This window comes from Paenibacillus sp. NPDC057886 (assembly GCF_042796655.1).
In the GTDB taxonomy this organism is placed as follows: domain Bacteria; phylum Bacillota; class Bacilli; order Paenibacillales; family Paenibacillaceae; genus Paenibacillus.
Map to the genome: position 1 here is coordinate 111991 of NZ_JBHVMZ010000002.1, position 23052 is coordinate 135042.

Annotated in this window: 21 protein-coding genes; all 21 read right to left on the bottom strand. The window is 47.6% G+C overall.

Annotation, left to right across the window (positions count from 1 at the left end; translation table 11 throughout):
• Window positions 1-3: 3 nt before the first annotated feature.
• Window positions 4-1239, bottom strand: coding sequence for a polysaccharide pyruvyl transferase CsaB (gene csaB, locus ACFVQB_RS07695; RefSeq protein WP_379436605.1), 1236 nt, complete (start codon window positions 1237-1239; stop codon window positions 4-6).
• Window positions 1215-3236: a DUF5693 family protein gene (locus ACFVQB_RS07700; protein ID WP_379436608.1), complete on the bottom strand. Its 2022-nt coding sequence runs from the start codon at window positions 3234-3236 to the stop codon at window positions 1215-1217. The genes csaB and ACFVQB_RS07700 overlap by 25 nt, the downstream gene beginning before the upstream one ends.
• A gap of 239 nt (window positions 3237-3475) precedes the next feature.
• On the bottom strand, window positions 3476-5197 hold the full coding sequence (locus tag ACFVQB_RS07705; RefSeq protein WP_379436610.1) for a phospho-sugar mutase: 1722 nt from the start codon (window positions 5195-5197) through the stop codon (window positions 3476-3478).
• A gap of 57 nt (window positions 5198-5254) precedes the next feature.
• Entirely contained in the window at window positions 5255-5686 is a 432-nt protein-coding gene (gene fabZ, locus ACFVQB_RS07710) for a 3-hydroxyacyl-ACP dehydratase FabZ (protein WP_063567749.1), read from the bottom strand.
• Window positions 5687-6167: 481 nt separating this feature from the next.
• Window positions 6168-6392, bottom strand: a complete 225-nt coding sequence (locus ACFVQB_RS07715; RefSeq protein WP_024632706.1) for a DNA-directed RNA polymerase subunit beta — start codon at window positions 6390-6392, stop codon at window positions 6168-6170.
• 12 nt (window positions 6393-6404) lie between these two features.
• Window positions 6405-7244: a flagellar hook-basal body protein gene (locus ACFVQB_RS07720; RefSeq protein WP_379436615.1), complete on the bottom strand. Its 840-nt coding sequence runs from the start codon at window positions 7242-7244 to the stop codon at window positions 6405-6407.
• Between the two features lie 524 nt (window positions 7245-7768).
• Window positions 7769-8653: a flagellar hook-basal body protein gene (locus tag ACFVQB_RS07725; protein ID WP_379436617.1), complete on the bottom strand. Its 885-nt coding sequence runs from the start codon at window positions 8651-8653 to the stop codon at window positions 7769-7771.
• A 99-nt stretch (window positions 8654-8752) separates the two neighbouring features.
• Window positions 8753-9751: a rod shape-determining protein gene (mreB, locus tag ACFVQB_RS07730; RefSeq protein ID WP_076287598.1), complete on the bottom strand. Its 999-nt coding sequence runs from the start codon at window positions 9749-9751 to the stop codon at window positions 8753-8755.
• 219 nt (window positions 9752-9970) lie between these two features.
• Window positions 9971-10258: a sporulation transcriptional regulator SpoIIID gene (gene spoIIID, locus ACFVQB_RS07735; RefSeq protein WP_024632710.1), complete on the bottom strand. Its 288-nt coding sequence runs from the start codon at window positions 10256-10258 to the stop codon at window positions 9971-9973.
• 171 nt (window positions 10259-10429) lie between these two features.
• A complete protein-coding gene (locus ACFVQB_RS07740) occupies window positions 10430-11167 on the bottom strand; it encodes a peptidoglycan DD-metalloendopeptidase family protein (protein WP_379438047.1) in 738 nt (245 codons plus the stop codon).
• A 557-nt stretch (window positions 11168-11724) separates the two neighbouring features.
• A complete protein-coding gene (spoIID, locus tag ACFVQB_RS07745; RefSeq protein ID WP_379436622.1) occupies window positions 11725-13074 on the bottom strand; it encodes a stage II sporulation protein D in 1350 nt (449 codons plus the stop codon).
• A gap of 463 nt (window positions 13075-13537) precedes the next feature.
• On the bottom strand, window positions 13538-14884 hold the full coding sequence (gene murA / locus ACFVQB_RS07750) for a UDP-N-acetylglucosamine 1-carboxyvinyltransferase (protein ID WP_379438050.1): 1347 nt from the start codon (window positions 14882-14884) through the stop codon (window positions 13538-13540).
• Window positions 14885-15404: 520 nt separating this feature from the next.
• The gene (locus ACFVQB_RS07755; RefSeq protein ID WP_379436625.1) at window positions 15405-15662 is read right to left on the bottom strand and encodes a DUF1146 family protein; all 258 of its coding nucleotides are present in this window, start codon (window positions 15660-15662) and stop codon (window positions 15405-15407) included.
• Between the two features lie 604 nt (window positions 15663-16266).
• Window positions 16267-16671 carry a F0F1 ATP synthase subunit epsilon gene (locus ACFVQB_RS07760; RefSeq protein WP_053782848.1) on the bottom strand — a complete coding sequence of 135 codons (405 nt, stop codon included), beginning with the start codon at window positions 16669-16671 and terminating at the stop codon, window positions 16267-16269.
• 63 nt (window positions 16672-16734) lie between these two features.
• A complete protein-coding gene (gene atpD, locus ACFVQB_RS07765) occupies window positions 16735-18138 on the bottom strand; it encodes a F0F1 ATP synthase subunit beta (RefSeq protein WP_379436630.1) in 1404 nt (467 codons plus the stop codon).
• A 96-nt stretch (window positions 18139-18234) separates the two neighbouring features.
• A complete protein-coding gene (atpG, locus tag ACFVQB_RS07770) occupies window positions 18235-19107 on the bottom strand; it encodes an ATP synthase F1 subunit gamma (RefSeq protein WP_379436633.1) in 873 nt (290 codons plus the stop codon).
• Window positions 19108-19237: 130 nt separating this feature from the next.
• A complete protein-coding gene (gene atpA, locus ACFVQB_RS07775; RefSeq protein WP_379436636.1) occupies window positions 19238-20752 on the bottom strand; it encodes a F0F1 ATP synthase subunit alpha in 1515 nt (504 codons plus the stop codon).
• Window positions 20753-20768: 16 nt separating this feature from the next.
• A complete protein-coding gene (locus ACFVQB_RS07780; protein WP_076287592.1) occupies window positions 20769-21317 on the bottom strand; it encodes a F0F1 ATP synthase subunit delta in 549 nt (182 codons plus the stop codon).
• A complete protein-coding gene (atpF, locus tag ACFVQB_RS07785; RefSeq protein WP_024632720.1) occupies window positions 21314-21802 on the bottom strand; it encodes a F0F1 ATP synthase subunit B in 489 nt (162 codons plus the stop codon). The genes ACFVQB_RS07780 and atpF overlap by 4 nt, the downstream gene beginning before the upstream one ends.
• Window positions 21803-21916: 114 nt before the next feature.
• Window positions 21917-22141 (bottom strand): F0F1 ATP synthase subunit C, encoded by a 225-nt coding sequence (atpE, locus tag ACFVQB_RS07790; protein WP_017691934.1) that lies wholly within the window; start codon window positions 22139-22141, stop codon window positions 21917-21919.
• Window positions 22142-22219: 78 nt separating this feature from the next.
• Window positions 22220-23038, bottom strand: coding sequence for a F0F1 ATP synthase subunit A (gene atpB, locus ACFVQB_RS07795; protein ID WP_379436641.1), 819 nt, complete (start codon window positions 23036-23038; stop codon window positions 22220-22222).
• Between the last annotated feature and the right edge of the window lie 14 nt (window positions 23039-23052).

The following is a 23052-nucleotide window of genomic DNA, read 5'->3' on the forward strand; positions in this document are numbered from 1 at the left end:
ATTTCACCCTTTGCGGCCTAAATATTTAATAATTTGCTGAGCAGGCACTTTGGCTTCCTGCTTCAATTCGGTAATGCTTTCTTCATGTTCCTTCAGCCACTGTGAACGCTGATCCAACAGGCTAGCCACCGTCTTCGCCAGTTTATCCCCATCCAGCGCATCCGTACTGCCCACGGTTTCACTATCCAGACGCAGCATGAACTGATCAATCTTCGGATCATACGAGATACCAACGGGTGGAACATACTGTGATGCTGCATAGATCAGACTGTGCAGACGCATGCCGATAACGACATCACAATTGCTTACTTCCTGCAGCATCAGCTGCGGATCGGTGAGATCCTTGGTAATGCTGACTTCGCTACCTTTGTTCCCCAGATCACCGAGCATTTCCATGACAAACCGTGAAGCCTGCTCATCAATAGGCAAGTGAAATGGCATAAAGCGCAAGTGAACGGCCTTTTTGGAGCATAACTTCTTCAATCCGGCAGCAATGGCTGTAAGCTCTTTACGATCCGACTCCCAGAAACGTACGGAAACACCGATCACAGGGAGTTTGGTATGAACGCTTGCACCTTGAGCATTAAGCTTGAGCTTCTCGGAAGAAGATGATTGCTCAGATGATTCTTCAAATGGAGTTTCAGTTGAGTTTGAACGTTCAATGTTCGATTTCACTGAACTTACCTCTTCCGCTTTGGTTTCAGGCAACGGCAGACCCATCACCGGGTCAGGGACTACATGAATCTGATTCCACTGCAATCCGAGCCCACGCAAATATTCAGCGGATTGTTCATCACGCACAGATACATAATTACAGGCCTTGAAAACCGAACGAATCATTGGATTGAAAATTTTGCGATTTACAGGTCCAATGCCCTGCGCATAGATAAAAGTTGGTTTTTTCAACCATTGTGCCAGTTTGATGACACCCAGGTAGTAAGGGATGGATTTCAGTCCGGTTGCATCCTGCAACAGACTTCCTCCTCCGCTAATTAAACCGTCACTTTCCTTGATCGCTTCGCGAACCTCCTTCAATTTCATCCGATGTACTGAACGTACACCGTACATTGAAGTGGTCGACTCCGGGTCACCGGAGAGCACAATCGGCTCAATCGTGACATTCGATCTGAGACTCTCCTCTTCCAGCGCCGTCAAAATTGACTTTAGTACCGCTTCGTCTCCGCTGTTGCGGAATCCGTAATATCCCGAAATGACTAACTTTTGAGAAGTGGTGACCATTTTTTCCAACATCCTTCCGCTACTTGCCACACACCCACAGCAACGATACCGAAGATTAAGCCAAGTCCCAATCCCATCACTCCACGAATGAGTGACAACACAGCTGGCGTATGGATATGCGCGAACGTATCCACCATGGACAATTGTCCAATTGCTGCAATAATGAGCACAAAGATGACTTTACGATATTTTAAAGCGGCGAACACGCCAACGATAAACAGCGGGTGTCCCAGCATAAATTCTTTGAATCTTGGTCGCACACCAAACGTGTCTTCCAACACGACACGCAGGAACATCTCGAATGGTGTAACCGAACCCGAGTTGCCTGTACGGCTCAAATAATAGTATCCAACCACAGCAGCAACCAGTGCCAATACAACCATCAATACGTTAATCGGTGTACGAAGAATATCCTTAATTTGTTTAATGGAGAACGTACCCGAACCACGGTAAAACAAAATATAAATCGCAACAAGCCCCATTGGTGCAAAGTGTAGCAGACTTACGCCTCGGAACTGGTTGATGACCAGACTGTACGTAATGCTGTTAAGCAATGCGATGACAAAAGGCACCGCCAGGAACGAAAGAATCGATGTTCTTACATATAAGAATATCGTTTGTGCCAACCGGCGACCCGCAGAGGCGTCTGGCTGACGCTGTTGCTGATAGTTCACTGTACGAACCGCCAGCACCATCGCAATGGTTGGCGCGCTAATTGCGACCAGCAAGGCAATGCCTTGCTCCAGCAACGTCGGTTTGAGCAAGAATAATCCGGCACTTCCCACCAGAGCCAGAGCAAATACCAGCAATGTCAGCAGTGGAACAAAATAGGAAACCATAAGCGTAATCATTGCGATTGCACCAATCAGTGCAACCAGCTTGGCATAACGCTGAATGGAAGAATCTTTAACCGTGAACGCTTCAGCTTGTCCCAGTTCAAAGCCGTGTTTGCCCATACGTTCAATCGCATGACCTGGCTCACCCAAACTGTTGATCAGATTATCAATTGGATTGGTAATCATGGCTTTGGCCGTATTCCGACTTGGCGAAGCATTCATATAAAGCATACGAATGTTGCGGTCTTTGGTAGCCAAAACAAAACGGTCAGCAATGGTGTCTACATCCAGATTGGCATCCCCGTCACTTAAGGAGTACAGACGAGTTACATTGTAGTCAATTTTATATGAGAGAGTCTCAAAACCGGATTGCGGTTTCTTCAAATTCTCAATAGCAGCCAGTCCAATATGGTGCTTGTTCAGCAACTGGGCAAACATATCGAGACTCTTCATCTCTGCATTATCATTGTACCCTTTCACAGCATCGCCATCAAACAAGATGCGCTTTACCCCATTCTCTTCGAAGAAGGTAAGCAAGCGTTCCATGGATTCTTGATTGTAAGGAACACTGTCTGCAATCCGTGGCAAAATGTAAAATCCTTTATCACGCAGCATCTTCACGGCAACCGGATCTGGCTGCAAAGGCTGCATGTTCGCATTCTCCGGTGGAGTCTGCAATATTAAGCCGCTACGACCTTCATATTCCCATGGAACCACAGGTATCTCCCGATCGGCGAACGTTTGTTCAATGATAGGGGTACACGTTTGTGCATTTTCCTCATTTGTGAATAGCACATACGTGTAATTATCATTAGAAGGAATGACATTTTGGGTCATGTTTGCAAGGTCCTGCCCGCTATATACCATCAGACGGCGGGACTTCTTCAACTCATCCAGTGTACTTTCGAACACCGCCATGGTTGTCACTCCGGCATCTTTCAAACGAGTCAGTTGTTCATTCATGAAGTCTTGCGGATGGGCCTGATACGCCGAGATATCCAATAGACCCCGATAATTGAAGACAAGCTCCACCTTTTTGGCGGAAGATTCCGTCTGCACCCGATCACTGATGACAGGGATGGAAGCAATCAAACCAATAATGACAACAATCCACAGCCACTTCCGGGAAGCGGTATTCCAATAAAGCCATTTTTGACGCACTACATGTACCTCCTCAAGTGTTGGAACCAAATACACGTTCAGCTCATGATTTTCATTGCAACATAGTGAATAAATACCGGATACACACAGCTTGTGTTAACCAACGTGCATCTATCCGCAATTCATCCAAAATAGACGTAGACATTCACCCTTTTTACCTAAAAGAAAAGCCCCTCCGCCAACCAACCTTACGGTGCGGAGAGGCTTTCTCATGTTCTTGCTCAGTACTGCATTCGTATTTATTGTGCGTCTACACGCGTCATCACTGTAGTCGCCAGACGATCGATACGGCTTTCGGCGTCTTCCAGACTCTCTCCGCGCACGGCGAAGTACACTTTAATCTTCGGTTCTGTTCCCGAAGGACGCAGGCAGAACCATGATCCGTCTGCCAAAATATATTTCAGAACGTTCTCTTTAGGCAAGCCATCCAAGCCAAGGGAGTAATCCAGCACATCTTGTACAGCGATGCCGGCTACTTCTTGTGGCGGATTGGAACGCCAGTCGGTCATTTTCGCCTGAATTTGAGCTACGCCATCCTTGCCTTTCAGCGTACGGGACTCCAGCTTCTCGAGGAAGTATCCGAATTGGCTGTACAGCTCTTGCAGGACATCATAGAGCGTTTTGCCTTGGTTCTTATAATAAGCAGCTGCTTCAGCAATAAGCATTGCAGCAAGAACTGCATCCTTGTCACGAGCGTAGCTGCCTGCCAGGTAGCCGTAGCTTTCCTCATAACCGAACAAGAACGTGTGACTGCCGGTTGCTTCGAACTGATTCATTTTTTCACCGATATATTTAAAGCCTGTCAGGGTGTTCATTACTTCTGCACCGTAATGCTCGGCAATGACCGCCCCCATCTCGCTTGTTACAATCGTTTTGACAACCGCGCTGTTTTTCGGCAGTTTACCTGTCTCTTGCAAACGGCTCAACACATAATGCACCATGATGGCTCCGGATTGGTTACCCGACAGTACGAAATACTTGCCATCATTGTCTTTCACTACCGCACCCATGCGGTCTGCATCCGGATCTGTACCAATGAGAATGTCTGCACCCACGGATTCACCCAGCTTCATTGCGAGCGTAAATGCTTCTCGCTCTTCCGGGTTAGGGGATTTCACTGTGGAAAATTCAGCATCAGGCTGTTCTTGTTCTGCGACAATGTGAACCTGCTCAAAACCGATCTGTTCCAACACACGACGTACAGGCACATTACCTGTTCCGTGCAGTGGAGTGAAGACGATTTTGAAATCACGGCCGACGCCGGATTGAATCAGATCACGACTGAGACTTAGGCTAGCAACTGTATCAACAAATGCCTGATCTTCCTCTTCCCCAAGCCATACGAGCAATCCTTGGGCTTCGGCTTCTTCCTGCGTTAGCTTTTTCACATCCGCGAGGGAAGGAACTTCCTGAATGTATTGAATGACCTTCTCTGCTTCGTGTGGTACCAGTTGACCACCCTCGTGGTTGTACACTTTGTAGCCATTGTATTCAGGAGGATTATGACTCGCCGTCACCACAATGCCGCCGGTTGCTTGCAGATGACGTACACTGAAGGAAAGCTGAGGTGTAGGACGCAGGGAAGTAAACAACTTAGCCACAATACCATTTCCAGCCAAAACCAGGGCAGCATCCAGTGTGAACTCAGGTGAGAAATGACGGGAATCATGTGCGATCACTACAGAAGGCTTACCTTCTTTGTCGCCATGCTGCTCCAACAAATAACGGGCAAACCCTTGCGTTGCACGACCCACGGTATAACGGTTCATCCGGTTGCTTCCCGCTCCGATCACACCACGCAATCCACCTGTACCAAACTCCAGATTTCTGTAAAAACGATCCTCCAGCTCTTTCGGCTGATCCTGCAAATCACGAAGCTCCTGTTTCGTCGCTTCATCAATCGAAGCATCCTCCAACCACTGCTGCAATGTTTGTGCTGCTGTTGTGCTTAACTGTTCCATTCCTGCAAACCCCTTCCTTCTATATAAAATTCAATTGACTGCTGAACTATACAATCATTAGCTTGGGTCAGACAGTGCGAACATGATCTCGCCTTCAGCTACCACTTTATCGCCTACTTTGGCTGTAGCTTTGCCTTTACCAATTGAACCTTTGAGACGCGTAATCTCCACTTCCAGCATCAAGGTATCTCCAGGCACAACTTGTCCACGGAATCGGAAATTGTCCAGTCCCGCCAAAAAGCCGATTTTGCCTTTGTTGCCTTCCAAATTAAGAATGGCTACTGCACCGACCTGTGCCAGTGCTTCTGTAATCAACACACCCGGCATTACCGGATACTCTGGAAAGTGACCAATGAAGAAAGGTTCATTAATGGTTACATTTTTCAAACCAACGGCACGTTTGCCGTCCTCTAACTCTACAATCTTGTCCACCAGCAGAAACGGGGGACGGTGTGGAATAATCTCTTGAATCTGTTTGATATCGAGCACAGTATAATCTCCTCTCGGGATGTTTATATGAGGTTTCTCAATAATAGTTGGCCGTGTGTGCGGATGGTGGCCGTTACGGTTACGGATCGTTCTTTCGATCGCTGTTGTTTCCGAATGTTTACTGAACTATTTTTAAATGTATAACATTTGGAAACAAAGGCGAGCGCTTCGCTTCTTCAGAATCGATTCCGTCCCCTTCACTGGTTCCAGCGCTAAAATGGACACCCCTATTATGAAGTCGATGCTCATATAAATGGGTTTTAATTTTAATTTGTATGAAAAACACTTTTTGGGTTAACACTAGTTATATCCTTCATGACTGCAGTAGTGAAGGTTGAGATAAGGGGTCTCTCTTCGCGATGACGAATGTCTTTCGCAGGGGAGGCCTCTTTTGACGTCAAACGTCATCCATCATTATACTGTTTTCAACGCCAAAAAGAAAACTCCTGCCTGCGCAGGAGTTTTCGCATATATCGTTCATCTACGGAGCGAACACCAAATCATATACATGTTCCCATGTACTCCACTGCAATACGGAACCGATATCCTGTTTGCCCAGTACCACGTAGCCAGCCACCAATCCGCCAGCGAGGGCAAGAACAAGCAGGACCGGAACCAGAAACCATCTTGCGATGCGCCATCCACTCTTCTTCTTCTTGACTTTCGTCTTATCCGGCTTGCTGTTCTGCTGCTGTGTATCTGTCATCACATTCACCTTTTATGCTCTCATATTGTTGGCAAGACCCGCCATGGAATCACTGGATGTCAGCGCACGTGCCGCCAGTTGGTAAGTCCGCTGTCCTTGCATCAGCAAAGCCATTTCCTGTGTCAAATCCACGTTGGATTGTTCAATGTAGCCTGCATGGATCATGGCTGTCGCTTCGCGTGTAGCTGCATTGGCTCCAAATACATCATCCTCGGTTAGGCCCGCATTCAGACCAAACAGGTTATCCGCATACTGCACAAGCCCCTCCGGGCGCTCGATATCTACGAGTTGCAGTTGGGCTCCAATCGTTGCATTGGCTTCATTGCCACGACGGATCAACAGATTGCCTTTTTCATCAAAAGCAACCTTGCTGTTATTCGGTGCTGTAATGCGATTACCTTGACGATCCAATGCAAAGTAGCCTTCGCCATTGACCAATACCATCATATCTGGTGCATTGGGATTCGTTTTGGGTCTCGTGTCAGGAACAAAATGGAATGCACCCTGACGCGTCCACATTTTCTCACCATTTGCTTCAACGGCAAACATCGCATTGCCTTCAATCGCCAGATCGGTAGGATTGCCTGTCTCATTGAGCGTACCCTGAGTCATATCCTTTGTCACATCAGCCAAACGTACGCCAAACCCGAGGTTGTATCCCATCGGGGTCGAGCGTCCATCCAGCTTGTACTTGTCCGGCTGCTGCTGCACACGTGTCAGTACATCTTCGAAGGCTGCTTGCTTACTCTTATAGCCTGCCGTATTTACGTTGGCAATATTATCGGAAATGACATCCAGACGCTGCTGTATTCCGGTCATGGAGACCATTGCACTAATCATGGAATTATTCATACGGTGGTTACCCTCCCTGTTTTCACCCTCCCAAACCCTCCCTGGTAGGGAGGGCCCCAGATGGCGCTGCCCTCTGGACGCCCGAAACAGGCGGAGTGGGTGCGTGGGGTACGATCTTGCTAAGCGACGGTGGTATGTGTGCGCCGCGACTGCCCAGCTAATATTTACGCCATGGTTTAACATGGCTAAATATTAGCTGGGCACGCTCTTTGTGCGGCAGGTAGCTCCGCGTGGCCTCTCCTTGCTTTGCTCCGCAAAGGACTGTCGAGGCCGTCGCTGCGCTTGGGATAATGCTGCGCAATCCTCGCACAGGCTCGGCTGCGTCTACGCTTTTGCGCTCCGCGTGGTCTCTCCTTGCTTTGCTCCGCAAAGGGCTGTCGAGACCGTCGCTGCGCTTGGGATAATGCTGCGCAATCCTCGCATAAGCTCGGCTGCGCATAGTCTTCGCTTCACGTGAGCCTCTCTGCTTTGCTTCGCAAAGGGCGTTTGGCTCTCCGCTACGCGGCTATATGATTATGTCGGCGTTATACACGCCCAACTTCATTGACGGCTTTATCCAGACTGCGGTCGTAGAATTGTACGACCTTCTGGTTCGCTTCATATGCACGGAATGCTGCGTTCATATCTACAGTTGCCTGTGATGCATCCACATTCGAACCTTCCAGGTAGCCCTGACGGATCTGCACATTATCACCGGCAGCCATCATCCGAGCGGTAGCTCCATTCTGATCATTCAGGCTGAAATTACCATCGCCTTGACGTACCAGTTGGTTGGGTTGATTGATGACGCTGATTCCCAATGTAACTCCTGTGGGTGCACCCGTCTCAGCATTGACAAGACGACCTTGCTCATCCACTTTAAATTGGTCTACCGAGCCTGTCAACACAACAGGTTGTCCATTATTATCCAGAACTTGTGAACCTGTTGAGCTGAGCAGCTGTCCAGTTCCTGTAACCTCGAAGTGACCATCACGCGTATATCTTGTGTTGCCTTCTGCATCCTGTACCGTAAAATACGCCTGAGGTTGGTAGGTTACTGTGCCATCTGCTCGTACAAATTTGCCTGAACCGTCAAACGGGACAGGTTGTCCTGTCTGTGGATCATTCACGGCCAGATTGGACGAAATGGCAAAATCACTCTTTTGCCCACTTTCCATAATGGCTCCCTGCAAATTCATGGACAAACTTTCTTCAGCGAACACACCCGTGTTCAGCTTGCCCAGCCGCTTTGTCGGAAGATTGGCATCTCCGCCTACCAAAGTAATGAGCATTTCAGGGAAAGAACGGCTTACGCTGTTCACTTGTTTATATCCCGTTGTGTTCATATTTACAATATTCTGCGTTGCGGTGTCATGGCGGCGTTGTTGCGTTATCATTCCCGCGGTAGCGGTGTACAGACCTCTTAACATGAATTAACCCCTCTCCTCAAGCGCCCTGCATCACAGGATGGCTGCTTGTCCGTTCTGCTTCCCGAGCTTGGGCGAACCTTTGCTTTTTATATCGGCAGATTAGAACTTTTTCTTAACCACTTGATCCAAATTATTCAGCATAATGCCAGTCCCCTTCACGACACAATGCATCGGATCCTCTGCAACCCACACCGGTACATGCAATTCATTGGACAACAGTTCATCCAGTCCGTTCAGCAAAGCGCCTCCCCCTGTCAACACGACACCTCGATCAATAATGTCCGCCGACAATTCTGGTGGCGTCCGCTCCAATACCGACTTGGCTGCAACGATGATGGATTGCACGGAATCCCATAGCGCCTCCTGCACTTCATTTCCCGACACCGTTACGGTAACAGGCAAACCGGATACCATATCCCGACCGCGAATGTCCATCTCCGTTTGACGTCCGCCTGGATGCACGGAACCAATCGCAATCTTGAGATCTTCGGCTGTACGTTCACCGATCATGAGCTTGTATTTAGCTTTGATAAACTTGATAATCGCTTCGTCGAACTTGTCCCCTGCAACTTTAATAGAAGAGGCGGTGACTACGTCGCCCATTGACAGGACTGCAACGTCAGTCGTTCCGCCGCCGATATCCACGACCATATTGCCGCTCGGCTGAAAAATATCCATTCCCGCACCGATCGCTGCCGCTTTCGGCTCTTCTTCCAGAAATACTTCTTTGGCACCGCTGCGCTCAGCAGCTTCACGGATAGCCTTCTGCTCCACGGAAGTAATGTTGGTTGGTGCACAGATCAGAATCCGCGGGTGGCTGTACCAGCTTCTTGCTCCCACACGATTAATGAAATGTCTAAGCATTGCTTCCGTAATCTCGAAGTCCGCAATAACACCGTCACGCAGCGGTCTAATGGCAACAATGTTACCTGGAGTACGCCCCACCATACGACGCGCTTCTTCCCCAACAGCAAGGACCCGCTTCGTATCGCTTTCAATGGTCACGACGGAAGGTTCATCGAGGACAACCCCACTTCCTTTCACGTGAATAAGCACGTTCGCCGTGCCAAGATCAATACCGATATCCTTGCTAAACATAAAAGAGCCCCCAAAGTGATATTATTTGGTCAGCGTATCCTGTGAAAAAGAGTCCCTTATCACGTCACCGCTCGTTCGACAAAGTGCAACATATATATGTAAAAATCGGGCTGATAAGATGTCATAATTCGATCCTGTACCAGCTTTTAACATATCATACTTCAGGGGAGGGATTCAATGCATGTGTGAGCTTTTTGGCCTACGTCTTTCCGCAGGTCCCTACGATTTAGCGGAAGCCAGCACCTCGCGTTTTTTACCGCTTGTTTTTTTGTATTTAATTTTGGTCGCTTCACCGCCCCGCAAATGACGGATGGACTTGTGATACTCCAGAATGTGTTTCACCTGGTCAGCAAGATCAGGGTTAATTTCCGGCAGACGCTCCGTCAGATCCTTATGCACAGTACTCTTTGACACGCCGAATTCCTTGGCTATGGTACGGACCGTATTCCTCGTCTCAACAATGCAGCGACCAATTTTGATGGTCCGTTCCTTGATGTAATCGTGCACGCTCCCGCCTCCCTACTGTGTGGATAGTTTGGTACATTATATGAGGAGCATGCCTATATATTCGCGGTTTAAAGGTGTGACAAGCTTCGAAGGTCCCATTATTTTCTGAAAAGCACAAAAAGAGCAGAGGAGAATTCCCTCTGCCCGTCATGTTGCTGCGGTAAAAATCATTTATTTTTCCGGAAGATATCCTTGCGGGTTAACCGGTTGTCCGTCTTCGTAAACTTCAAAGTGAAGGTGATTGCCCAGCGTTTTTTCCAGTTCATTAACGCCAGCCGATGCAATTGCATCTCCTTGCTTCACTTCATCATCCTGCTTCACTTTGACGTCAGCTAGGCTTTGGTATACGGTCTTGAGGTTATCACTGTGTGTGATTTCCACAACTTGACCTGTCAGCGGATTTTGTTCGACCCGGGTAACTTTGCCGCCGAGTGCTGCTTTGACTTCGAACGTTTTGTTATCACCGCGTGCCAGATCTACACCCGTGTTCGGAATAAATGTGTCATTGTACTGCACCATCGCTGCTTCATGTTCCTCAGTTGAAGCTTCGTTGTCATAGAAAGGTTTTACTACCGAAATTTCTGACGGAACCGCTACCGGCCATACAAAATTCTCCGACTTTGCAACAACCTCCACACTTTCCTGTTCTCCGTTAACCGCTGTTCCTTCTGTACCCGATGCGCCCGTTTCTACTACCCCACTTGTAGGGTCGGAGTTCAGCGTTTTTTCGCCTGTGCCCTGATAGACCCACACTAAGGTTAGTATAATGCCTGCTGCTGCGATGTAGGCTGCCGGGAAGACCCAACGTTTGGACATTGCTCTTTTCCATGAAGAGGGCTGGCTAGCCGGTACTCCTTGAGTTGTTTTAGGAGTTTCTCCTTGGACTGTTTTTTTGTTTTGTTCATTCATCATGATCACCTCAGTAACAAGTGTTACCGGGTGCAACTCTTTTATACACGCGCGACTCTAATTATTTTCACGGAACTTTCAAAGAGTGCTATATAAGTTAGGAGATGCGCTCAGTTTGTGCGCCGCTTCGGGGCCAGAAAACCTTTCGACCGCTGGTTACTACCGGATTTCTTCTATTACCTTCTTCAAAGGTGAAATCCGGTAGTAAAGGCGGACACTTCGTTTCTACAGGTCTTTTCTGTCTCCTGCGCTCCCCGTACGTCTGGCACACTCTCCGCATATATAGCCAAGTCTTGAAAGCTCCGGAAGGGGTGGTGGACAGAAATACATGGATTGGATTTAACAGCCAATCCTTATAAATTGAGTTTGTTAGATTCAAAATGGCTTTATAGTTTTAAGTTCATTGGTAGAGCAAACGGTGGGTTTTGATTTTAGGTTAGCAACTTCATAGATTGCCTGCGATGCCTCGCTTTATATTATCAGTGACCCCATTACTGCTAATAGACTAACGTTTGGTCAAATCAAATGGCCTGGACGATACCGACTTCCATGTTGGCCTATTTGGAGGCTAGCATCTTGGATGCCTGTCCGAAGGAGATGCCGGTGTAGTAGTGTTTGAGAATCTGGGTCGCGGTGTGACCCTCCTGTGCCATGCCGTTGGCTCCCCATTGGCTCATGCCGACTCCATGACCATATCCATACGTTGTAATCTGGACCTCGTTTCCATCGGTCTTCCAGCTGAACTGGCTGGATCTCAGCCCAAGCAGCTTTCGAACCTCCGGCCCACTAAACGTTTTACCAGCAATCTGTATCTCCTTGATCCGATGGCCTTGCGTTGTAGACAATACTTCCATCCAGCCACCGTTCTGCTGCGCGCTCACAGGGATGGCATTCACCCCCAGATTCAACTTTTGGAGAATCTCACTGCGCTTCATCGTGATGGTTTCTTCAAAGCCCGGAGCCAGGTTTTTATCCCACGGACTCGCTACACTTTGTAAATAGGGTACAGGGTTCCCCCAGACATCCTCTGCATTTTCCGTATATCCATTACTTGTGGAGAAAAAGGATGCGGTAATCGCCTTGCCTTGATATGTCATGACGGCATCCTTACTTTCGCGGACAGCCTGTTGCAGCTTCTCCCATTCCTTCGCTTTCCCTAGACGCGTCCAGTCCGCTTTCACTTGTTCTGGTGGTATGAACACCTGATGACTCACGGTATCCGTTACATCAGCTTCTCCTGAAGGCACACCACTTGTATCGTTTGCTGCCAACCTTCTCACAATAAATGTCCTTGCAGCAATGGCCTGTGCCTTCAGAGCTTCCAATCTGAACTCAGCTGGCATCTCGGCAGCGACTACTCCGGTAACATAATCTTCAAGCGGAAGATTCATCGTCGTACCGGTTGCAGACAGGTACACCCTTACTTGAGGTTCAGGGTAGGTAACGGGTACAGCTGGAGAAGGTGCTGGAGTCGTTACACTGCCTGTACCTGGCGGGACAGGGATCGGCTTAATAGGATCATTCGTCCGCGGCCAGACCAGAATGGCGGGGATCAACAGCGCAAGCGCCAGTACTGCCGATACAGCCGCTGCTGGCTGCCAGCGAGTGTTGTTCTTACCCCATCTGCGACCTCGGCCGAACGTACGCATTCGGCGGCGCTTCACACGACGAAACTGGTCTAATTCAATGACAGGCATGTGTATCCGTGCCGCAGTGTGTTGAGCTGACTCCTGTTTCGAGCCAGGCCGTCTAGGAGATGTTGTTATGGGCTCTTCTGGAACAGTTCTGATGTTCGTTGAAGCAAGCTTGTCTTTTTCCACACCGAAATCACCAGCAATCTCTTCTGGTTCCTTCACTAGTGGACGAGGGACAAGAGGTACCTTAACCTGCACACGGGCTTCTTTCATTTTGATATAACCCTCCGTTGTCCATGGCCGGTCAAGCGCCGGTCCTTTTGTTCAAATCCATAGTTTAGGGTATGAGCTGGTTGGATCTGATAGAACCTGATTTAAGAGAAACGAAGGCATTCCATATGTGGCGATTTCTAACTTACTCCTGCTATGTATTATTGAAAAACGTTGATCTGTCGCGGAATCCCGTTCCATATGGAACCACCCGTCCCTCAAAAAGCATGCTCTTTCATTCTGTTCAGAATTGGTACAGAATACGATGTTATGCTATATAAGTTAGGACCAGCTATTAATAGAATCAGGTACTGATCCAGTTGATCGTTAAACACAAAAAAAGCCAAGCCGGATGGCTTAGCTTTTAATCTTTAATTACATGACAGTACGTATGCTCTCATATCCGCAATTCACAACTGATGTGCGATTCATACTACAAGAGCAACGTCCATTGTCCTATTCGAGGTTAAGCCCAAGTCGGTTGTACTTTGAAAAGCGGTACTTCTTCCCCGACTTTTTCATTCGATGCTTTAACTGCATCCAGCTTAGGCTCTTCAACCGAAATACGATAAATATCGGCTCCAAGACCGTTAAGCTTCTCAGCGAGATGTACGTAGCCACGGTCGATGTGATGAACACCGCCCACTTCCGTTGTACCTTCAGCAACAAGACCCGCGATAATAAGTGCGGCACCCGCACGCAAATCGGTAGCTGTTACTTTTGCACCCTTCAGCTTGGCATTGCCCGTGATGATGGACAAGCGTCCTTCAACTTTGATCTCCGCATTCATCAATTGGAATTCATCCACATGCATGAAGCGATTTTCAAAAACAGTCTCTGTTACAACACTGGTTCCTTCAGAGGCAAGCAAGAGCGCCATCATTTGGGATTGCATATCAGTAGGGAAGCCTGGGTATGGTAATGTTTTTACATCCACAGCCTTGAGCGGGCGATCCGCAATAACGCGAACGCCATTCTCGTCAGGATGAATGGTTACACCCATCTCTTCCATCTTCGCAATAACAGAACCCAAGTGGTCTGAAATCGCACCTTCGATATACACATCACCACCGGAAATTGCAGCAGCAGCCATGTAGGTACCTGCTTCAACCCGATCCGGAATTACGGTGTGCTTCACGCCAGACAGTTTCTCCACACCTTCGATGCGAATGACTCCTGTTCCGGCACCCCGTACTTTTGCGCCCATTCCATTCAGGAAATTGGCAAGATCCACGATTTCTGGTTCTTTTGCCGCGTTCTCCAGAACAGTTACACCTTCAGCCAATGTTGCAGCCATCATAATATTTTGAGTGGCACCTACGGAAGCCACATCCAGATAAATTTTCGCGCCACGCAACCGTCCTTGGCTGCGAGCTTCTATATAGCCTTGGCCCAAGCTGATCTCAGCGCCCATGGCTTCAAAACCTTTCAAATGCTGATCAATAGGCCGTGTACCGATGGCACATCCACCAGGAAGCGAAATTCTTGTATGACCCATACGCGTCAACAATGGCCCCATGACCAGAAAAGACGCCCGCATTTTACTTACCCATTCATACGGTGCCTCACAGGAAGTAAGTTTCTCCGCATTTACGGTAATCACTTCGTCCCGGTATGTAACACCCGCTCCCAGCGATTCCAACACCTTGTTAATCGTCATCACATCGTCTAGAGGAGGAGCGTCAATAATAACGCTTTGTCCTTCTTCCCCTAAGAGAGAGGCAGCGATGATCGGAAGAACAGAATTTTTAGCGCCGCTAACTTTGACACTTCCGGTCAACCTTTTGCCACCGCGGACGATAAATTTGCTCATCATGGTTCCCTCCGCGCTTTTATTCCCTTTTCTTCATTCCGGAATACGTGAGCCCTTCTGTAATAGAAAAGACTGTTGCTGTGTGTGGAATTTCGACATAGCCTGGCAAATAATGCCCTTGATGTCTATTCAGAAAAGAATTGGTTTATGATCCATATCGATGATACCACGTGCGTTGCATGATGCCCTCCGACTTGTAAATGTAATGCCTTACAGGCCAGCAAGCATCTGAACAGACAGATTGGGATGATTATTAGCCGGATTCAACCGGATATCCCGTTTATAACCACAAAATAAGTGAACAATTATGAATTCCCTAACTTCCATCATAACATTGATGAATTGTACGATACAAGCATTTTTACATAAACCATCTCAAATTCATTCAATTTCACGTCACACTTTTTTCTTAATTTCTTTGCCGACAACTCATACTCTAATTGTTAACACAATTAATCGATGTTATTCGACATTACACTGCTTGAAGAACCTAACAGATGATTAACCAACCATCTCAAAATTAAAACAAATGGCGCAACATTTGTGTCCATGACAAATAGTCAGTGACAAAGCCTGATACAGCATGCCCAAGTATAATGGCTAACAGTAAATGTAACAGTCTTCCCTGTGCTCCTCGTGGCTGCCTAATGATTAAATCCAGCTTGAGATTCTGCAAAGCCCACCACGACAACGCTATACATAAAAGAGAGACGATAATCGAGACTAAGCCATTTGTACTTAATGTCTGGTTCAACTGATTCGTCAGGTCAGTATCCATATATTCATTACCTCCACATTTGTTGCAGCGATCAGCATAATTATGCCTGGCATCCATAACTTGTTAAAACAATGGAACGACTTGAACACAACACACTGAGCCTACTGTCAGACTTACTCCTGCTATGCAGGAAATCTGGATGCCCAATCACGGAGCAGCAACAATCTGGCTGTGAATGACTATGGAATTCATCAACGCAGCTTCCTGCATCTGCTGACTCTATGGAATATAGGCTCTTTCATCATACATTGTCAATTACATTGATTTCCACTTTGATAATATTTTAAATTCAAAATGCCGGGATTTTGTGACTAAAACGACATAAAAGAGCGTTATTTCGATATCGATCCTGTCATTTCCTCGGAAATAATTTAGATTTCCGTCGTTAAAAATGGTTCCACCAGTGATCATTATCGCCAAGACTTTAGTCCTACATTCTATTCAACTGCCCATAAACGGTGAATACAATTAACTTTATTTTCCGTTAAATCAAGTGCTTCAACCGAAGAAAATGTCCATATATTTTACTGTAAATGGAAAAGATAATGCTCCGAAAACTCAAAAAAGCCCGGCAGACTAAGCCGCCAGGCTCCAATGAATAGGTTTATTTACCGTATACGTTGATCCGGTTAACCGCTTTTTGCAGAGCAATCTCTGCCCGGCGGTGATCAAAGTGGTCCTGATTGCTTTGGCTGCCGAGCCGACGTTCTGCCCGCTCTTTCGCTGCACGCGCACGATCCACATCAATGCTTTCCGGGAATTCGGCACTCTCTGCCAGTACAACAACCTTATCCTTACGGACTTCGATAAACCCGCCACCAATAGCAACGCGTTTGTTTTCTTTTCCGTTTTTGATATAGATCGGTGCGATCTGCAAAGGTGTAACCATAGGGATATGGCCAGGCAGAATGCCCAGTTCCCCTTCAATACCACGAGCCGTGATACTATCCACTTGTTCTGAATATACCAGACGCTCAGGTGTTACGATTTCCAACAAAAAGGTGCTCAATTCCATCCCTCCTGAAACTATCCGAAGGATAGCTCGCTTCATAAGGACAATCCTGGATTCAGATTATACCAGTGTTTTGGCTTTCTCCACTGCCTCTTCAATCGTACCCACGAAGAGGAAAGCTGCTTCCGGAAGATCGTCGTGCTTGCCTTCGAGAATTTCTTTAAAGCTGCGCACCGTTTCTTTAACCGGAACGTATTTACCCGGAATACCGTTAAATGCTTCAGCAACGTGGAAAGGCTGGGACAAGAAACGTTGAATCTTACGAGCACGGTAAACGAGCGCTCTATCTTCCTCACTCAACTCGTCCATACCAAGAATCGCAATAATATCCTGCAATTCATTGTAACGCGCCAAGATGCGTTTAACGCCTTGAGCTACGTTGTAATGCTCTTCGCCTACAACCTCAGGGGACAAGATCCGGGAGCTTGATGCGAGCGGATCTACCGCAGGGTAGATACCCATCTCGGAAATTTTACGTTCCAGGTTCGTCGTTGCATCCAAGTGGGCAAACGTCGTTGCTGGAGCCGGGTCAGTATAGTCATCCGCAGGCACGTAGATAGCCTGGATGGATGTTACGGAACCTTTTTTGGTCGAAGTGATACGTTCTTGCAGTTGACCCATTTCCGTTGCCAACGTTGGTTGGTAACCTACCGCGGAAGGCATACGTCCGAGCAAGGCAGATACTTCTGAACCTGCTTGGGTGAAACGGAAGATGTTATCGATAAAGAGCAACACGTCACGGCCTTCTTCATCACGGAAGTATTCCGCCATGGTCAGACCTGTGAGGGCTACACGAAGACGTGCGCCTGGAGGCTCGTTCATTTGTCCGAAGACCATCGCTGTTTTGTTGATAACGCCGGAATCACTCATCTCGTGATACAAGTCATTACCTTCACGTGTACGCTCACCAACACCTGCGAATACGGAGATACCACCGTGTTCTTGTGCGATGTTGTTGATCAATTCCTGAATCGTTACTGTTTTACCTACACCGGCACCACCGAAGAGACCGATTTTACCACCTTTGGCGTAAGGAGCCAACAAGTCGATAACTTTGATTCCTGTCTCCAGCATTTCAGCCTGGGTAGTCAGTTCATCAAATGCAGGAGCCGAGCGGTGAATCGGTTTTTTATGTTCAGCAGCTACAGTGCCACCAGTATCAATGGCTTCGCCGAGTACGTTAAATACACGACCCAGTGTCGCTTCCCCAACAGGTACAGAGATTGGAGCTCCTGTATCTACGGCTTCCATACCACGAACGAGTCCATCCGTGGAGGACATCGCGATACAACGTACCCGGTTGTCACCCAGATGTTTCGAAGCTTCGAGTGTCAGATTAACACTTACGCCGCTTTCGCTTACTGTAGTGATCGTAATGGCATTGAGGATTTCCGGCAGACCGCCGCGATCAAACTCGACGTCAACAACCGGACCCATGATGCTCACAACGCGTCCTTTGTTCATCTTAACGTTCCCCTCCTACAAGCCTGCTAGTTTTGCAGAAATAATGTTCCGTTCTCTTTTATCTCTGCACTGCAAGCCTTCATTAATAAAAAACGGTTAGCCTTGTGCTGCGTTGGCACCTGCCACAATTTCCGTAATCTCCTGCGTAATCGCCGCTTGACGGGCACGGTTATAGGTCAATGACAAGTCGTTGATGAGTTTGGATGCATTTTTGGTTGCATTACCCATCGCCGTCATTTTGGCACCCAACTCACTCGCCTTACCATTCAGAAGTGCACCGTAGATCAGCGTTTCCGCATAACGCGGTAGCAAAACTTCCAGTACAGCCTCAGCTGAAGGTTCGTATTCGTAGCTTGCCGTCGGTCCTTCCGCAGCAGTTACCTCAGGTGTATCCATCGGAAGAAGACGTTCTACCGTAGGAATCTGGGTCAACGCATTCACAAAGCGGTTATAACAAATGTACAATTCATCAAATTTAGCCAGCTCAAATCCTTGAACAGCCTCGTGTGCAATAGATTTGATATCTGCAAATGATGGTGAATCGGATAGATCCGTTGTAGTGGATGCGATCGCAATTTCGCGCCGTCTGAAATAATCGCGTCCTTTACGCCCAATGACGAACAATTCGTAGTCATCCTGAGAGTTGTGTTTTTCTTTGAGTGTCAGATTGACCTGACGCAAAATGTTAGCATTGTAACCACCCGCAAGACCACGGTCCGATGTAATGATTAGATAAGCTGTCTTTTTAACCGGACGACTCTCCAGCATCGGATGTTGGATTCCCTGCGTGCTTGATGCAATACTAGCCACAACTTCTTTCAGTTTCTCCGAATAAGGACGAGCTGCTTCCGCTTTTTCCTGCGCTTTACGCAGTTTTGCGGCAGCAACCATCTCCATTGCTTTGGTGATCTGCTTGGTGCTTTGTACGCTTTTAATTTGCCGCTTTATTTCGCGCATGCCTTTTGCCATGATTTCACCACCTTAAAGTTTTGACATAGTCAAAACTACTTCGTAAGCATATTGAAACTTTGATTGATCAAAGTTATACATGCAGACATGCGGAATCGGTTAAACAACTCCGCAACTGCATATCATCTATTTAGACGGAGACAGAAAAGCTCTTTCTGAACTTCTCGATAGCGCCCTTCAGAGCATTCTCATTGTCTGCAGTCAATTCTTTTGTATCACGAATGGATGCAAGAATCTCAGGATGGCTGCTCTCCATGAACGCGAGGAATTCTTGTTCAAAACGAGTCACATCACCTGTAGGAATTTCATCCAGGAATCCTTTAACCGCAGTGTACAAGCTGACTACCTGTTGTTCTACAGGCAAAGGCTGATTCACGCCCTGTTTCAGGATTTCCATCATGCGAGCACCACGATTCAGGCGAGCCTGAGTCGCTTTATCCAGATCGGAACCGAACTGGGAGAACGCTTGAAGCTCACGATACTGAGCGAGGTCGAGACGCAGGGAACCTGCAACCTTTTTCATCGCTTTGATCTGAGCAGAACCACCAACACGGGATACGGAGATACCTACGTTGATCGCCGGGCGTTGTCCAGCATTGAACAAGTCAGCTTCCAAGAAGATTTGTCCGTCCGTAATGGAGATTACGTTCGTCGGAATGTAAGCAGATACGTCGGAAGCTTGTGTTTCAATGAACGGCAGTGCGGTTAAAGAACCACCACCAAGCTCATCATTCAGCTTCGCTGCACGCTCCAGCAAACGGGAGTGCAGGTAGAAGACGTCACCCGGATAAGCCTCACGACCCGGTGGACGGCGAAGCAGCAAGGAGAGTTCACGGTATGCGGAAGCTTGTTTGGTCAAATCATCATAGATAACCAAAACGTGCTCACCTTTATACATAAAGTACTCACCCATCGAACAACCGGAATACGGTGCGATGTACAACAATGGGGATGGGTCAGATGCTGCTGCAGTTACAACAATCGTGTACTCCATTGCGCCTTTACGACGAAGAGTTTCTACGACTTGTGCAACTGTAGATTGTTTTTGACCGATAGCAACGTAGATACATTTCATGCCGCTGCCTTTTTGGTTCAGGATAGCATCAATCGCGATTGATGTTTTACCTGTTTGACGGTCACCGATGATCAACTCACGTTGTCCGCGACCGATTGGAACCATTGCATCAATGGCTTTGATCCCTGTTTGCATCGGCTCATGAACTGATTTACGATCCATTACGCCTGGTGCTTTACCTTCAACCGGACGGAATTCCGTTGTAGCGATTGGCCCTTTGCCATCCACTGGAATACCGAGCGGGTTAACAACGCGTCCAATCAATGCTTCGCCAACAGGCACTTGCATGATTTGACCGGTACGTTTTACTTGGTCGCCTTCACGAATATCATAGTAAGGTCCCAGGATAACGACACCAACGTTGCTCTCTTCCACGTTCATGGCGAGTCCCATAACACCGCTTGGGAATTCAACCAACTCGTTGGACATTACGTTCTCAAGTCCGTATACACGAGCAATACCATCACCGACCTCAATAACTGTCCCGACTTCGACTACATCGATATCGGTTTTGTATTGTTCGATCTGGCTCTTAATTAATGTACTGATTTCTTCTGGTTTGATACTCAAGTGTCCTCACCCCAATCTACTGTACTCGTCTGTTAAAAGACTGCTCAAGACGTTCGAGCTTGCCAGCCAAGCTGCCGTCATAGATCGTATCGCCAATGGCGACTTTCAATCCGCCCAGCAGAGTCGGATCAACAAAATTCTCGATACGAATCTTTTTATTCACACGGCCACCGAATTCACGGGCAACCGCTTCTTTTTCTTCATCATTCAATGCATAAGTCGAGTAGACGCGCGCATCAGCTATGCCAAGCGACTCGCCTTGGATCTTCAGATAATCATTCAGCAAAGCTTCGAGCAATTCAACGCGTCCGCGCTCAATCAACAGCAGAACAGTGCGAAGGACAGGCTCGGACACCTTTCCATCAAGGCTTGAATGAAGGACATTCTGCTTTGCTTCGTCCGAGATGTTGGGAGATACGATGAATTTTTCGATATCAGCATCCCCGGTCAATGCACTGACAACCACACGCAGTTCCTGTTCAACTTCAAGTACCTGCTGCTGCTGGAGAGCAACTTCGAACAATGCTTTCGCATAACGCTTGGCAACTATCGTATCGCGGCTCATTGTCGGCCTCCTACCTCATTGAGGTATTGGTTCACAAGTTCCTCTTGTGCAGGACCGTTCTCAACTTCTTTTTTGATCAGCTTGGAAGCGATTTGAACGGAAGCTGTACCCAGTTCGCTGCGAAGCGCTGCGACCGCTTTGTTCTTCTCACTCTCAATCTCACGTACAGCATCGTCTTTGAGACGATTAGCTTCCGCTTTCGCGTCAGCCAGGATCGATTCGGCTTGTTTGCCGCCCGTTTGTTTGGACTGTTCAATGATGTCGTAAGCATCTTTGCGCGCTTGCTCCAGAGCTTGTTTTTGTTCCTCCACATAGGCAATGGCCTGTTCCCGAGTCTGCGCAGCCTCATTCATCTGCGTCATCACGAGTTCACGACGTTTTTCCATAATGGAGAACAAAGGCCCGAAAGCATAACGGCTAAGCAGCCAATATAAAATTGCAAATGCAATAATCGCAAGAAGCGTATTTTCCCATACGAAACTCAATCTGTTCACTCCTTCCTGGAGGTATCCTTGAAACGTCATCCGTTAGAACGGACATTACCTAAAAAGAAGGCGCGGATGGCTATGGCCTTCCCCGCCAAACCTGTATCGATTTAATTAAGCCATACCGTAGAACATGAACGCCAGTACCACACCGATGATAGGCAATACCTCGATCAGACCTACACCGATAAACATTGTTGTTTGAAGAGTGGATTTTGCTTCCGGTTGACGGGCAATACCTTCCACCGTTTTGCTGATTACCATACCGTTACCAATACCTGCGCCAAATGCGCCCAGTCCTGCAACAATTGCTGCTGCGATTAATGCCATTGCTCCCATTTGTATATCCTCCTTAAAATGTTAAATCGAATTTTTTATTGTTCAGCCTGGTGAAGAAATCTTCGTAGGGCTTGAAACTTAATGTTCTTCATGCGTCTCGATGCTCTGTGAAATGTACACCATCATCAAGATTACAAATACAAATGCCTGAATCGCACCGATAAAGATACTAAAGCCCTGCCATACCATAAGCAACGGAATCGCTGCAATGGCACCAAACACTTTGAACGTGGTCAGCTTCAGGATCGTTGTAATCAGTACCTCGCCCGCGAAGATATTCGCGAACAAACGCATTCCGTGTGTCAGCAGCTTGGATGCCGTCTCTATCAGGTTGATCGGCAAGAACAAGGCGAACGGTTTAAGATAATGCTGGAGATATCCTCTTGTGTTACGGAACAATCCGAGTCCATGAGATACCAGGAATGCTACGAGTGCCAGTCCCATCGTTACAGACAAGTCGGCTGTCGGTGATTTCCACCAAGCCAGTTCAACGTGTGGATGTGCTTCAGGGTCCTTGGCATGCGCTTCGTTAAACGCATCAACAGCAGTGACAATCGGTTGATTGAACACCTGCGCCTGACTGACCTCCGTAACTTCAGTAACCGCCTGAAACGGAAGACCTAGCATATTACCTACAAAAATGAACATAATCATGGAAAGAGCGAGAGAGATAAAATGTTTCCCTTTCTTCATATCCATCGTGCTGGAAATCAGATTGCGGACGAATTCTACTGCCCACTCCATAAAATTTTGCAGCTTGCCGGGATTTTCAACGGATAATCTCCGTGTTGCCAGTACAGCAAAAATAAAAACAAGTGCACCTGTAACAACCAGCATCAACAGAACCGATAGATCCAGTCGAAATCCGCCAAGCATAATAATTGGAGCTTCATGCATATTTTTCTCACCCC